The 14,668-nt window shown below is 58.2% G+C and carries 8 protein-coding genes; 6 read left to right on the top strand and 2 right to left on the bottom strand.

Annotated elements, in window-relative coordinates; all coding sequences use genetic code 11:
* The first annotated feature begins 219 nt into the window (after positions 1-219).
* The gene (locus GNX18_RS11075; protein ID WP_166218039.1) at positions 220-1,758 is read left to right on the top strand and encodes a glycoside hydrolase family 16 protein; all 1,539 of its coding nucleotides are present in this window, start codon (positions 220-222) and stop codon (positions 1,756-1,758) included.
* A gap of 227 nt (positions 1,759-1,985) precedes the next feature.
* Positions 1,986-4,556: an exo 1,3/1,4-beta-D-glucan glucohydrolase gene (locus GNX18_RS11070; protein ID WP_166218036.1), complete on the top strand. Its 2,571-nt coding sequence runs from the start codon at positions 1,986-1,988 to the stop codon at positions 4,554-4,556.
* Between the two features lie 392 nt (positions 4,557-4,948).
* Here GNX18_RS11070 and GNX18_RS11065 read toward each other — a convergent pair whose 3' ends face one another.
* Positions 4,949-5,836 carry a dienelactone hydrolase family protein gene (locus tag GNX18_RS11065; protein WP_166218033.1) on the bottom strand — a complete coding sequence of 296 codons (888 nt, stop codon included), beginning with the start codon at positions 5,834-5,836 and terminating at the stop codon, positions 4,949-4,951.
* A 523-nt stretch (positions 5,837-6,359) separates the two neighbouring features.
* Here GNX18_RS11065 and GNX18_RS11060 point away from each other — a divergent pair.
* A complete protein-coding gene (locus tag GNX18_RS11060) occupies positions 6,360-7,055 on the top strand; it encodes a lipase secretion chaperone (protein WP_166218030.1) in 696 nt (231 codons plus the stop codon).
* Between the two features lie 7 nt (positions 7,056-7,062).
* Here the strand turns inward: GNX18_RS11060 and GNX18_RS11055 are convergent, their stop codons facing one another.
* Positions 7,063-8,220, bottom strand: a complete 1,158-nt coding sequence (locus GNX18_RS11055; protein ID WP_166218027.1) for an AraC family transcriptional regulator — start codon at positions 8,218-8,220, stop codon at positions 7,063-7,065.
* Positions 8,221-8,854: 634 nt separating this feature from the next.
* Here GNX18_RS11055 and glk point away from each other — a divergent pair.
* From glk to GNX18_RS11040, 3 genes are all read left to right on the top strand, one after another.
* On the top strand, positions 8,855-9,817 hold the full coding sequence (gene glk / locus GNX18_RS11050) for a glucokinase (protein ID WP_138237176.1): 963 nt from the start codon (positions 8,855-8,857) through the stop codon (positions 9,815-9,817).
* 216 nt (positions 9,818-10,033) lie between these two features.
* On the top strand, positions 10,034-12,916 hold the full coding sequence (locus GNX18_RS11045; protein ID WP_166218024.1) for a TonB-dependent receptor: 2,883 nt from the start codon (positions 10,034-10,036) through the stop codon (positions 12,914-12,916).
* Between the two features lie 152 nt (positions 12,917-13,068).
* A complete protein-coding gene (locus tag GNX18_RS11040) occupies positions 13,069-14,577 on the top strand; it encodes a tryptophan halogenase family protein (RefSeq protein WP_166218022.1) in 1,509 nt (502 codons plus the stop codon).
* Positions 14,578-14,668 lie beyond the last annotated feature (91 nt).

The raw sequence follows: 14,668 nt of genomic DNA, 5'->3' as shown, positions 1-14,668 counted from the left end.
AACGCGGGAATCCAGAAACCCGCCGTAGCTGGCCCCCCGGCTTAGCGGGCGTGACGAGAAAGATTTTTTAAAATTTCTGCACTTGATCGCCCCACCTTCTGTTCCAGTGGAAGGTGGGGCGACTTTTTTTGTATTGGCGCGTTAAAAGAAACGCTCTCGCGCGCGAGAACTCTGATTTACAGACAACCAAAACAATAAACAATTGATGAGGAAACAGCGATGTCCAGAATCCTGTTCAGATCTTCCGTACTGGCAATGGCTGTGGCCGCAACCGCCTGTGGTGGCGGTGGCAGCAGCAATGATGACGATGGCCAGGTCAATATTCCCAACGATCCGCCCGTGAACGAGCGGCCGGAACAGTGCCTGGAAGATCCGCTGAACAGCGGTTACTGCCTGGTGTGGGCAGACGAATTTTCCGGTGAGGCCATCGACAGCGAAAAATGGTCCCGCGAAAAAAACTGCACCGGCGGCGGCAACAACGAAGCCCAGTGCTACACCGACGCCGCGGCAAACTCCTGGGTTGCCGATGACATGCTGCACATCAAGGCGATCCGCGAGGATGCCACGGGTCCCAATCAGATAGACGACGATTCGAATTACGATCCGAACGACACCAGCGGCAGCGGTACCTACACCTCCGCGCGCCTGCGCACCAAAGGCATGGGCGACTGGAAATACGGCCGCTTTGAAATGCGCGCGAAGCTACCGCAGGGTCAGGGCAGCTGGCCCGCTTTCTGGATGCTGCCGAGCGAGTGGAAGTACGGCAGTTGGCCGCTCTCCGGGGAGATCGACATACTGGAGGCGGTCAATCTGAAAGTGGGCGGCGAGGACCGTATTCACGGCACCCTGCACTATGGTGACGCCTGGCCGGGTAACAAGTACTCCGGCGAGGCCTACCAGATTCCCGGGGGCCTGAATCCCGCGGACGATTTCCACACCTACGCGGTGGAGTGGGAAGAGGGCGAGATCCGCTGGTATGTGGACGGCGACCACTACGCTACCCAGACCAAAGACGGCTGGTACACCAGCGCGGCGCTGGATAATGCCAATGCGCCGTTTGACGAGAGCTTCCACCTGATTCTGAACCTGGCGGTGGGCGGCAACTGGCCGGCGAGCGTCAACGACACCGGCATCGACGAGAGCGCGTTTCCGCAGGAATTCGTGATCGACTACGTGCGCGTGTACCAGTGCAGCGAGGATTTCGACACCGGCAAGGGCTGCGCCAGTACCGATGGCGAATTCGTGCTGAACCCGGGTACTACGCCACCCGCGGCGCCGGAGGGCGAGGAAACGGCCGTTTTTAACGGTGAGGTCAAAGCCCCCTACCAGTGGCTCACCTGGACCGCCTTCGGCACTGTGGACTTTGAGGTGGTGGATGCCGGTGGCGACTATGGCGATGTTGGCCAGGTCACCTGGAACACCGATCAGGGCATCGGCTTTTTCCAGTCCACCGACAGCTACGACCTGAGCGATTACACCTACGTGGAGTTTGACCTGCGGGTTCTGGCGGAGCCGGCTGATGCCGGCTCCGCATCGCTCACTTTCCGCGCAGACTGTGGCCACCCCTGTTCCTCCGGCGATTACCCGCTGGATATGCCCGCGGTGGATCAGTGGACCCATTTCCAGATTCCGATGCAGGAGCTGGCGGACATGGGGCTCAACACCGCCAATGTGAATACCCCTTTCGTCATCTCCCCCGGGTGGGACAACCAGATGGGGGCGGTACTGCAGCTGGATAATGTGAAACTCACCAAATAACACGCTTCCCGGAATGTCCCATTTTCCCGATCGACACAGGGTGGCAAGGTGGTTTGCGCCATTTTGCGCCGGCTGGGGGAAGTGGGACGACCGTGTTTCGCACAGGCCGTACAACGGAGGCTGGAAAAGCTGGATGCTCGGGCTCAATGAATGGGACTGATCGGCGGCAGAAGGTCACTCGATGACGCAAAGAATAAATAGCGAACATGAATGGGAGTTTTGCGGCAATGAAAAAGCGAATTTTGCTGGGGATCATCTCCGGTCTGATAGCGGGCGGTGGACTCGCGGGGTGCTCGGAACAGAACAGTACTCAGAAGATGGCCGGCGTACCGTCGTCCAGCAGTTCCGACAGCAGCACAGGTGTGAGCGCCCACTGGCCGCAACTGACCAGCGGTATTGCCCGCGATCCCTCGGTGGAAGCCCGCATCGACGCGCTTCTGGCCAAAATGTCCATCGAGGAAAAAGTTGGCCAGATGATCCAGGTGGAAATCCGTTCCGCCACCCCAGAGGATGTGAAGCAGTACCACATCGGCTCGATCCTGAACGGCGGCGGCTCCTTCCCCAATGACAACAAGCACGCGAGCGTGGCCGACTGGGTGGCGCTGGCGGATGCCTACTACCACGCATCCATGGATGCCAGCGACGGCGGCGTCGCCATCCCCATGATCTGGGGCACCGACGCGGTGCACGGTCACAACAATGTGATCGGTGCGACCTTATTCCCGCACAATATCGCCTTGGGTGCTGCACACAATCCGGAATTGATGCGCAAGATCGGCGCCGCCACCGCGGCGGAAGTCCGCGCGACTGGCATTGACTGGGTCTTTGCGCCGACCCTTGCGGTGGTGCGCGACGACCGCTGGGGCCGCACTTACGAATCCTATTCGGAAGATCCCGAGCTGGTCCGCGCCTACGGCGGCGAGATGGTGACCGGTATGCAGGGCAACCCGGATGCCGAAGACCTGCTGCAGGTTAAGCATGTTATCGCCACCGCCAAGCACTACCTGGCCGACGGCGGCACGCTGAACGGCATCGACCGCGGCGACGCGATCATCAGCGAGGAAGAACTGGTGCGTCTACACGCCCAGGGTTACTTCTCGGCGATCGAAGCCGGTGTGCAGACGGTCATGGCCTCGTTCAGCAGCTGGAACGGCGAGAAGATGCACGGCCATAAATACCTGATGACCGACGTATTGAAAGACCGCCTCGGCTTTGACGGCTTCATCGTTGGCGACTGGGCGGGTCATCAGTTTGTGAATGGCTGCAGCAACGTGAGCTGCCCGCAGTCCGTCAACGCCGGTCTCGACATGTTCATGGCGCCGGACCCCAGCTGGAAGGAACTGTACAAGAACACCCTGGCCCAGGCGAAAAGCGGCGAGATTCCCGCAGCGCGCCTCGACGACGCGGTGCGCCGCATCCTGCGGGTAAAAATCCGCGCGGGTCTGTTTGAAGCGGGCGCGCCATCCGAACGCGCGTTTGCCGCCGATGAATCCCTGATCGGGGCGCCGGAACACCGCGCCGTCGCCCGCCAGGCGGTGCGTGAATCCCTGGTGCTGCTGAAAAACAACGGCAACCTGTTGCCGCTGGCGCGTGACCAGCGTGTGCTTGTCGCCGGTGACGGCGCCGACAATATCGGCAAGCAGTCCGGTGGTTGGAGTATTACCTGGCAGGGCACTGGCAACCAGAACAGCGATTTCCCCGGCGCCACCTCCGTGTACGGCGGCATTGCCGAAGTGGTGGAAGCAGCGGGCGGTACCGCCGAGTTGTCGGTGGACGGCAGCTTTGAGCAGAAGCCGGACGTGGCCATCGTGGTATTCGGAGAAGACCCCTACGCGGAAATGCAGGGCGATGTGTCGAACCTGGATTACAAGGGCGATGCGGATCTTGCGCTGCTGCAAAAACTGCGTGCGCAGAATATTCCTGTGGTTGCCCTGTTTATCACCGGTCGCTCGCTGTGGGTGAATCCGGAGATAAATGCCTCCGATGCCTTTGTAGCCATCTGGCAGCCGGGCAGCGAAGGCGCCGGTGTGGCGGATGTGATTTTCCGCAACGCCGAGGGCGAGGTGAACCACGACTTCAAAGGCAAGCTCACCTTCTCCTGGCCGAACGATGCGCAGCCCACTGTGCGCAACCCCGGAGAAAACGAGGCGCTGGCCCAGTTTAATTTCGGCTATGGCCTCACTTATGGCGACACCGTCGAAATCGCCGCGCTCTCCGAGCAGAGCGGCCTGAAAGTGTCCGACAGTGCAGAGGCGCTGGCGGTATTCAATGGCCGCGCTCTGGACCCCTGGAGCTTCCAGGTGATGGATACGGCGAACAATCTGTCGACGATTTCCAGCAGCGTGGCGAAACTTTCCGGCATCAGCGTGCAATCCGTGGATCGCAAGGTACAGGAAGACAGCCGTCGCCTGCGGTGGAGCGGTGAGGGCAGTGCCATGGTCGGCCTCTTCGCCAACAGCCGCACCGATCTCACCAGCTATCTCGGCAAGCAGGGCGCACTGGTGTTTGATGTGAAAGTGGATGCTGCACCGAGCGCCGCGGTAAGCCTCGGCATGAATTGCGGTACGGATTGCGGTGCCGAGCAGTCCATCACCGAACTGCTCAAGGGCGCTACGCCGGGCGAGTGGAAAACCGTCGCGGTAGATCTGCAGTGCCTGGCGGAAGCCGGCGCGAAACTGGATATGGTGCTTTCGCCGTTCTATGTGCGCACTGCGGGCGCGCTGGATATGACCGTGCATAATATCCATATTGCCTCCAAAGCCGAATCTGGGGTGGATGCGGATATCCACTGTGGCTGAGCAAACCCTCTAACCTGACATCCCCGGCTGCCGCAACGGATCCCTGTGCGGCAGCCGCGATTCTTGACGCGCTCACACGGTGTGAGCCGATGCCAAAACACCAGTAAATTCTGAATTTACCGCCGTCCTTTTTCTGATTCCTGGGATCAAACAGTGGTACCCCCTCTGCCAGCGGTTCCGGCAGATTCCGAGCAGTAGCAATCTCACAATGTGCCCAGATTCTTAGGGCCGGCATTGGCGCGCGAGGTCAGTGGCATGACATCGTCTGTAGCAACTGTTGGTGTGTACCGAGCAGCGCAGGGCGGGCGGATAAAAAAGGGGCACCGACCGGAGTCGGTACCCAAACGCCTATCAGAACGGATGTTCTGTTGGGAAATTTTTTAGCGCATGACTCAGGGAATATTGGCTTTTGCGAACGTAGCGACATAAAACGGGGGGCGGTCGAGGAATTGCGCCCAGCGGCTGTCGCCGTCGAGATAGGTTTTTTGGAAAGCCAGCGCCAGCTCACCCACGTAGCGGTTGGCATCTTCCGGGCCACCCCACGCAAAGTGACCGGCGTTGGAGGCTTCGTAAAACAGCTTGGGCACACCGTAGGGAATACTGTTGTACACACCGTCACTTTGACCGAGGCCACCGAGATAAGTGGTGTCCAAGGCGCCGTTGAACAGAATGGTGGGGATACGGGTATTGCGGCCACTGGAGTCACTGTCGACAGCGGTCAGGTTATGGCCGGCAAACGACATGGCGGTTTTCAACCCGGCGTATTCGGCGGATGTGATCCAGGTGGCGCCGCCGCCCATGGACCAGCCGGTGGCACCAAAGCGACTGGTATCCAGCTTGCCGCGCAGCGGGCTGCCGAAGCGGGTATTTTCCCCCTTCATTGCATCGAGCACATCCTGCTGCTGTCGCGCCCGCGAGTCGACGCTGTCATAAATAGTGCGGCTGTCCATGGTCACCAACACAATGCCGTGTGAGGCAAAGAATGGGCCCCAGTCCCGGTACATAATCTGGGTGCCGGTGTAGGGCGGTGTGAACACCAGCAGCGAATAGGGCGGTTGTGCGGTGCGCGGATAATACACGGTGGCGCCGCCGGGGGTGGAAAGGAAGGGCATGGTATAGCTGTCGTAGCCATAGGGACCATTGTCACTGTAATTTCCCGGAGTATCTTCATAGCGACAAATGGCATTGGTGGGGCAACTCTGCGCCTGTGCAGCAGCGGTGAACAGCCCACCTATACCTATACCCAGAATGGCACCCAGTGTGGGCAGTAGGTGTTTCAACGTATTTCTCTTCATCATTATCGCATTAGCCTCATTATTGGTTGGATTTTTTACAGCCGATTTCAGCCTGGCCATTCTGCTCTTGGACATTTTTTATGTGAGTTGGAATACCGCGAGCAGGGAAAAGATTAGGCTGGAACGATTCTTCGCAGAAAGCACATAAAACACCAAAAAGGCCTTTTCCTGTCCTCTGTTGTCACACTGGCGTTTGTTCCATTTCTTTGAAGCGCCAAATGTCCTTGCGCAGACGGTTCGCATAAGCGATTTTTACCGTGTTGGTGGCTGTGTGATTTTTTCTGATTACCTGAAGGGTAGTGCCGTGAAAATTTTTATTACCTGCGCGGTTATTGCGCTCGTTGCCGCGATTGTGTTTTCTGCTGCACAGCCGGGAGATATTAGTGGCCCCGCGGAAGTAGCGGGGCCGGAGCAACAGGAACCGGTTGCGCAGACCGCATTGCCAGGGGAGAGAATGGCTGTGCGGAAACCAGCAGCAGCGCCTGCTGCCAATAACACAGTCGCGATCGTGCAAGAGACAAGGATCACGGCGCTGTTTGATGTGCTGCCGGTCTACGATGCTCTGCTGGTGCTGAATTTTGCCGAGGACGAATTGCTGGTGGACCGCAACACCCTTGCGGCTCTGCAGACCATTTACGCCGCGCTGGGCCAGGATGCCGGTGCCGATGCTTTTGCAGAGTTACAGTCGGTACTGGAAGAGGCGTTACCTGCGGCCGCCGCGGTGCAGTTACTGGAAATGACCCGGCAATATTTTTCATACCGCCAGGCGGAGCAGGATGTGCGCGCGGCCGCAGCGCAGCAAAGTAATGACCCTATGCAGAGTTATCGCCAACTGGTGGCATTGCGGCGTACCTATCTCGGCGAGGACACAGCCGGGCAATTGTTCGCGGAAGAGGAGACGCAGGTGCCCTATATGATTTCGGCATTTGCAGTGGCGCGGGATAAGAGTCTCAGTGCAGAAGCGCGCGCAGTGCGTTTGGCGGAGTTGCAGGAGGCATTCAACAACAGCGCGAGCCGTATGGACTCACCACTGGCCCGCAAGGTGCTGGAAGCCAAGGTGGCGCGGTTGCGCGCGGGTGGAGCCGGAGAGAATGAGGTGTTTGCCGTGCGCGAAGAAGTGTTGGGGAGTGCGGAGGCACAGCGGTTGGCAGAGCGGGATCAGATGGAAGGAAGCCGGCCCAAAGAGACCGGCGCCCATGAATAAAACGATGTTATTGGGTTGCCGTTCCCGCTGCCAACGACTGCTTGCGGTATTCCGTCGGCGACATGCCCACCAGGCGGCTGAAGAACCGGTGGAACGCGGATTTGCTGTTGAATCCGGATTCCAGTAGTACATCCAGCACCGTCATATCCGCCTTCTCCGGGTCAGACAGCAGCGCCTTGGCCGCTTCGACCCGGTAACTGTTCACATACTCAAAGAAGTTGGTGCCGAAATGCTTATTGATCACCGCCGAGACCTCTTTTGCCGGTAGATCAATTCGCTCGGAAAACTGCTCCAGGTTCAGGTTTTTCTTCAGGTAAATCTTGTCGCCCTCCATTGCATGGCGCACCTTTTCGATCGCCGGTTCCGAGGGCTCCTCGTCCACTGTGGTCTCGCGGGCCTCCTCCTTTGGCTGCGTCACCAGCAGCCGGTGGGCATAGGTCAGGCTGTAGGCGAAGAACGCATTGATCAGGATAAAGGAGAGGTAGTTGTCGGCAATACCCATATAGTCCGCGACCGCCTCACTGGAGAATTTCGCCACCACATGCACCACCATGGTCCAGGTCCAGGAGATGCACACCCCCCACGCCAGCGCCGACAGCCAGTGCAGCTCGGTTTCCGAATAGTGGGAATACTCATCTTTCAATGCATGGCGATAGCGGCGGATCTGCAGCAGCGCCGCCACCGCGTAGACCAGGGGCACCAGGGAGGCCAGATCCCAGATAAATTCGATGGCGGTATCCGGCAGGGACTGGCCTGCATCCGCGATATGGCGCAGGTCGCTGCTGGAAATACTGAAGATCGCAATACACAGCAGCACCGCCAGCGCGGGAAGAAGGTGTAGCGCCTGGCGCTGGCTGAAGTGGAACTTCTGCTGGGTCAGAGAGCAGAAGTAGAGATAAATTGCCGGTCCTTTCAATAGCAGTGCCGCGAACAACAGGTAGGGCAGTAAAACCTGCTCAAACCACGGCGCCATTGTGAACTGGTCGTTCCACAGCAGCAGGGTGCAACCGGAGGCTACGGCAACAATCAGCAGAAAGGCGGTCAGCAGACGGCCGTCGTGCCTGGTGCGGGTGGGGAGTATGGACTGGAAAACGGCCAGCAGCAGGCACTCCGCCGCGGTCATCAGCAGAACCACGTCGTGAATATTAAATATGTATTGTTTCATTGAGACATCGCCGATCGAAATTTCGTTCTTATGGTTTTTTATCGCTCTTGTGGGCGGGAGTATATGAGAATTCTCCCCGGGGTAGGAGCGCGGACCGCGACCCTGCCGTCGCCAGGCCATCCCGCTTGCCGTTTTTGTGAAAGTGACACTGCCCAGTTTGGCGAATTATCCAAAGTGGGGCGACGTGGCTGGAGGCGCCCAGCACACTGTCGTCATCGGGTTTCCCGTAACCGGTGTGCTGGCGTGGAGTTCCCAACTGAACTCCTCGGCGAATCCCGCCGCGTCGACGCCCGACATCATCTCTCTTCTCCCGCTGATAGGTCTTTCTCGTCGACCTTCTGAACTGGCTGGGCCGGCAGGTTAAACCTGCCGGAATTTTTTCTCTCCCCGGATACGCTCGCAAAAACTGAACCGCCGGACGCCACAGGATGTTACAGGCGCCTCATCCCCCCATATTTGTGTCTCCCATCGGCGGGAGGGGTGGAGTTTTTGTCGGTAAATCATTACCTTATAGCGCCTTTTTTTCAGCAGCCGCACTTGTGGCGGTTCCGGGCCACGTGCGCCAGGCTATCCGATCAGCGTGCGCCGGGCTTGTCTATCCGGCCTATATAAAAGTTCGTTTAAGGAAATTGTCATGACCAGAATCGTTGCGGACATCGGCGGTACCAACGCCCGCTTCGCTGTCGCCCACTCGCATCAGGGTGGCTACCGGCTGGAAGCCGTTCAGGTGGTGAACTGCGCGATGTTTGATGACTTCTATTCCGCAATGGGTCAGTGGATTGAGGGTCTGGAGGGCGCGCGCCCGACCCAGGCCTGTATTGCCGTCGCCGGACCGGTGGAGAAAACACCCGAAGGTGGTCGGGTGACCATGACCAACCTGGGCTGGGACATACGTGCTGAAGCGCTTTGCCGGCGCTTCTCGCTGGACCGCGCCTTGGTCGTCAACGATTTCGCCGCCCTGGCCCTGTCGCTGCCGCGGTTGCCGGAAGAAGACAAGTGGGCGCTGCGGGATGTGCCCGCGCAAGCGGGTGGCCCCATGGTCGTTCTCGGCCCCGGTACCGGCCTCGGTGTGGCTGCTCTGGTACATGACGGCGGTAACTACCGAGTAGTACCGGGGGAGGGCGGGCATGCCAACCTGTCTGCGGGCAGCGACCGCGAGCTGGAGCTACTGCGGATCCTGGCCCGCGACCAGATGCCCGTATACAACGAATATGTGCTGAGTGGCGGCGGCCTGGTCAACCTGTATCGCGCAGTGTGCGCCCTGCACGGTCGCCAGGCGGAAGCGCTGACGCCGCCGGATGTGAGCAGCCGCGGTCTGGATGGCTCCGATCTGCTGTGCCGGGAAACCCTGATCGATTTCCTCAATTTCCTCGGCAGCGCCGCCGGCGATGCCTCCCTCTACTATGTCGCCCGCGGTGGCGTATTCCTCGGCGGTGGTGTATTGCCTCGCATCGAATCCCTGCTGCCGGAGAGCCAGTTCGAGCAGCGCTTCACCACCAAGGGCCGTCTTGGCGAATGGCTAAAGGGGGTGCGGGTGGAAGTGCTGAAGGCAGGCTACCCGGCCCTGATCGGCGCCGCTGCCTGGCTGGAGATATAGACACAGGGTTCCGCCGCGACTGGCGAACTTCTCCTTGGGGCTGAACATTTTTTGTTCGCCGCGTATAATCCCCTCCCATGGTGACCCGGGACCGGCCCCATCCTCCGCCGACCCCGGTTTCTCCCCCTCCTCCCCCCCTCGGGGGGGAGGATACGGACTTCGGGTAAGCCTAGGATGGCGTTACTCACCATAACGATAAGTCCAAGGGAGAAGATGATGAGTCTGACAAACAAAGGTTTCCGGCCGGCGTTGCTTTCCGCTGCCATCGCGGCTGCTGTGACCGCATCTTTCGGCGTATATGCAGAAGAGAGTGGGGAGAGCACGGCACTTGAAGAGATTACGGTAACCGGCATTCGCACCAGTGTGCTTGACTCTCTTGAGGCCAAGCGTAACTCCGACGTAGTGGCCGATGTGGTCGATGCTGGTGCGCTGGGTTCGCTGCCCGACCAGTCCATTGCCGACGCCCTGGGACGCCTGCCTGGTGTGACCACCGTGCGCTCCAATGGCCAGTCCTCGCAGTTGAACATCCGCGGTATGAATGGCGACTTCCTGGCGACCACCCTGAATGGTCGTGAGCAGGCGTCCACCGCCGGTTATACCGAAAGCACTCGCTGGATCTCCTTCGATCAATACCCGGCTGAGCTGATCAGCCAGGCGGCGGTGTACAAGTCTCCGAAGGCCTCCCTGATTGAAGGCGGCGTAGCCGGTACGGTCGAGCTGAAGACCGCCAACCCGCTCGATGCACCCAATCAGCACAATTTCACTGCCAACGTTCGCAGCTCGTACAACGACGCCGCTGAAGAAGTTGGTGCCGATGAGTTTGGCAATCGTGTAAGCCTGTCCTATATGGGCAAGTTTATGGACAACAAGCTGGGCGTTTCCCTCGGCTATTCCCACCTGGATCAGCCGAACAGCTTTACCATGAGCCGTGCGGGTGCCGACGATGCGGACCACGTCGGCTATGATCGTACGGTCGACTACGATGGCGACGGCAATGCCGATGCCCGCGCCCGCGCCTTCCAGTGGGTGGCCGGTAACGGTTCCGATACCCGCGACGGCTACCTGGCCAGCATCGTGTTTCAACCTACCGACAGCATCAAGGCGCAGCTGGATTACTTTAAATCCGAGTTCGAGCGCACAGACCTGCGCCACGGTATTACCGCAAGCGGTTTCAAGGATGCCAACGCCGGCAATCTGAGTATCACTGATGCAGTGGTGTCCAACGGCATCGTGACCGGCGCTACTGTTTCCCCGATCAACCCCGCCACTGGCGACAAGGCCGCTCCCTGGTTCGAGGCGCGCAGCGAAGATCAGTCCACTCAGGCGGACAGCGACAGCATCGGCTTTAACCTGGAGTGGAATATCAGCGACCGCAACACCGTGGTGTTTGATATTGCCCACAGCGAGGGCACCAAAACCCGCAAGGACCGTGTGGTGTCCATGCATGCCTATGACATCAGTGCCGATGGCAGCACCTGGGCGGAAGTTCCTCAGTCCATGACTTACACCTCCAACGGCGTAGGCATGCCTTCCGCAGAATTTGCGGGTGTAGACTTCACCGATCTTAACACCATGCGCCTCTCCCGCTACGAGGAGTATCCGCATCTGTACACCGATGAGGTGGACAGCTACAAGGTGGATTACAAGTTCGACCTGGAGTGGAAGGCCATTTCCTCTATCGAAGCTGGCCTGCGTGTTTCCGAGCGCGCGTTTGATTCCCGCCGCGGTGCATTCCTGTATGGCAGCCGCGATGGTCAGTTCAACGGTTACTGTGCGGATAATCTGACCGGTCAACCTGGGGACGCAACTTACGTTGACTGTATGCCGCAGGAGCTGGACGGTTTCGTAACTGTTGGGTCTGTTACCGGTGCACCCGATCACCTGGTGGTCAACGATTTCGATGGCCTGGCCACCAGCATTTTCGGTGCCGGCAACTACGAAGGTAAGCAGGTATTCAGTCAGGATTGGACTTTTGTTGAGTCCGGCCTGGCAGAAGAAAAAATCAACGCCTATTACCTGATGGCCAACCTGGATACCGAACTGGCCGGCATCCCGGTGACGGGCAACTTCGGTGTGCGCTATGTCGAGACCGATATCAAGTCCAGCGGTCTTCAGAATGTTGGCTCCGGCAATGGCCAAACGATCACCGATGACGTGGGTGTGACTCAGAATAACTATGGCTATGTCAAATACGGGCCCGAGTTTTCCGATACCCTGCCGTCCCTCAACCTAAGCTTTGAGCTGAGCGAGCAAGACATTGTGCGCTTTGCCGCAGCCAAGGTAATGGGACGTCAGCCGGCTGGTCAGCTGAAAGGCGGTGCCGGTTCCTGGAACAGCAGCAACTCCGCTGGCGACCTGGAATACAACGTATGGACCAAAGGCTCTCCGTATCTGGATCCTTTCCGTGCCAACCAGATTGATCTTGCGTACGAGCACTACTTTGAAGATGGCGGTGCGGTAACTGCAGCGTTGTTCTGGAAAGATATCGACAGTCTGGTAGAAAAGCAGTATCTCTACCTCGATAGTCAGGCAGAGCGGACCGCGCTGTTTGACCAATTAGGTATCGAAATTCCAGCGGGTCTGGAGGCTGGTGCTTTCGAAACCTTCGTCAACAACGACAAGGGCGGATACATCCGCGGTCTGGAGCTGGCCGGTACCAAGACCTTCGATCAGCTGCCGGGTGCTTTTGCTGGCCTGGGTTTGACCGCAAGCTACTCCTACACGGAGAGTGAGACGGAGGTCAGCGGTGGCAACTTCTATGGCGAAAACCTGCCGCTGCCTGGGTTGTCCGAAAACGTTTGGAGCACCACTGTTTTCTGGGACATCGGCAACTTCAGCAGTCACGTGAACGTTCGCTACCGCGACGAGTTTATCCTGAATATGCCAATCCCGGGCAGCTCTACCCCGGTCATGGCTCAGGAGTACACTACTGTTGATGCGCAGGTGTCTTACGCCTTTGAAAACGGTATCGACGTGGTTTTCTCGGCCAATAACCTGACCGACGAAGCGAACGTTGTGTCCTACGGTGAAGAGGGCATTCTCGGTGAGTACTCCGAGTTCGGTCGCCAGTACTACCTGGGCATAAACTATAAGTACTAATACCAAACAATTAGCGCATCAGTGATTCCCCGGATATTCCGGGGCTCACAGGGAACCGCCCGTCGAGCCTGGCTTGCCGGGCGGTTTTTTGTTGTGGATCACTCGATATTTTCTCTGCTCCAGTGGCGGACTCGCTGATTTGAAAAGACTCTATGAATACAGATAAAAAGCGCATCATCATCCTCGGTGGCGGTACCGCCGGTTGGATTGCTGCCAACCTGATGGCTACCCACTGGCAGGACAAAGGCTTCGACATCACTCTGGTGGAATCGCCAGATATTGGCATTATCGGTGTCGGTGAGGGTTCCACGCCGCCACTGAAAGCCTTTATGGATGTAATCGGTGTAGAAGAGTCCGAGTGGATGCCGGAGTGTAACGCCACCTATAAAGTCGGCATTACTTTCAGGGACTGGTCGACCAAGCCGGGCTTCACACAGTATGTCCATCCTTTTCTGGCGCAACCGGATCAGTTCACGGCGCCCGCATTTTTTCACAATAGTTTCCTGCGACGTAAAGGTATCGATCTGGAAGGGCATCCGGATCATTTTTTCCTCGCCACCGAACTGATCAGGCAGAAGCTGGCACCGGTTGCACCAGAGAACTTTCCGTTTGAAATCGCTTACGGATATCACTTTGATTCCGGTCTGCTGGGCCAATTTCTTGCGCGCGTTGCGGCGAGGAAAGGCGTGAAATACAAGACTGCCAAGGTGACAGATGCACTGCTGGATCAGCAGGGCAATATCGACTGCCTGAAAACCGCGGAGGGTGAGACACTAAAAGCCGATTTGTACGTAGACTGTTCCGGCTTCCGCGGACAGCTGATCCAGCAAGCGCTCAATGTACCGTTCCAGAGTTGCGCTGAAAGCCTGTTCAATGACTCTGCGGTAGTGTTCCCGACGGAGCAGGATGTCGACTTCGGGCCGCACACCATTTCCACGGCGCTTAAATACGGCTGGGCGTGGAAAATTCCACTGACCAACCGCAACGGCAATGGCTATGTGTACAGTTCCAGATTCGTCGACGATGACAAGGCGGAAACCGAATTCCGCGCGCATCTGGGGCTGCTAGACAGCGACGTCGAAGCGCGCCGGCTGAAGTTCAAGGTCGGGCGCGTGGAGCAACATTGGGCTAAGAACTGCCTGGCAGTGGGGCTGTCGCAGGGCTTCATTGAGCCCCTTGAGGCGACGGCGCTGGATATGGTGCAGGAGACGGTAACGCGCTTTATCGAGGCGTACAATAACGGTAGCCACACCGACAAATTCCGCAGCGAGTTCAACAATCGAATCAGTGCGCGTTTTGATGCGGTGCGCGACTATATTGTCTGCCACTACCGCATTACTTCGCGCACCGACACAGACTACTGGATTGCGAATGGTAGCAACGAAAAAATCTCGCCATCCTTGCGGTCGATCCTGATGGCCTGGATGAGCGGCAAGAATATCACCGACGAGCTGCTGGATCAGAAGCTGGATGTCTATTTTCCCAACGTATCCTGGAACTGCCTCCTGACTGGCAAGGGGCTCTACCCGACACAGGAACAGTTGCGTCCGGGTAATGAGCTCGCGCACAAGTACAGGATGGAGGATATCAGCGAGTTTATTCGTCGCTGTGCATTGAATTTCAAGCCGCATCTGAAGCAGATCGAGTCGTTGTGCGGATAATATCAATGGATATTCCGAGCGAAGTTATACATGTCAAAGGCGGCGATCTTGTTCGTCAGCTTCCCCTTTTGCTGGCGCTATTTCTCTACGA

It is taken from the genome of Microbulbifer sp. SH-1, from assembly GCF_011326135.1.
Taxonomy (GTDB): Bacteria; Pseudomonadota; Gammaproteobacteria; order Pseudomonadales; family Cellvibrionaceae; genus Microbulbifer; species Microbulbifer harenosus.
The sequence above is the reverse complement of the archived record's forward strand: the minus strand, read 5'-3'. Positions and strand labels throughout refer to the sequence as shown.

Excerpts from the sequence above, each read along its gene's own strand:
- GNX18_RS11075 (WP_166218039.1), top strand. The coding sequence starts at position 220 with ATGTCCAGAATCCTGTTCAGATCTTCCGTACTGGCAATGGCTGTGGCC.
- GNX18_RS11070 (WP_166218036.1), top strand. The coding sequence starts at position 1,986 with ATGAAAAAGCGAATTTTGCTGGGGATCATCTCCGGTCTGATAGCGGGC.
- GNX18_RS11055 (WP_166218027.1), bottom strand. The coding sequence starts at position 8,220 with ATGAAACAATACATATTTAATATTCACGACGTGGTTCTGCTGATGACC.
- glk (WP_138237176.1), top strand. The coding sequence starts at position 8,855 with ATGACCAGAATCGTTGCGGACATCGGCGGTACCAACGCCCGCTTCGCT.
- GNX18_RS11045 (WP_166218024.1), top strand. The coding sequence starts at position 10,034 with ATGAGTCTGACAAACAAAGGTTTCCGGCCGGCGTTGCTTTCCGCTGCC.
- GNX18_RS11040 (WP_166218022.1), top strand. The coding sequence starts at position 13,069 with ATGAATACAGATAAAAAGCGCATCATCATCCTCGGTGGCGGTACCGCC.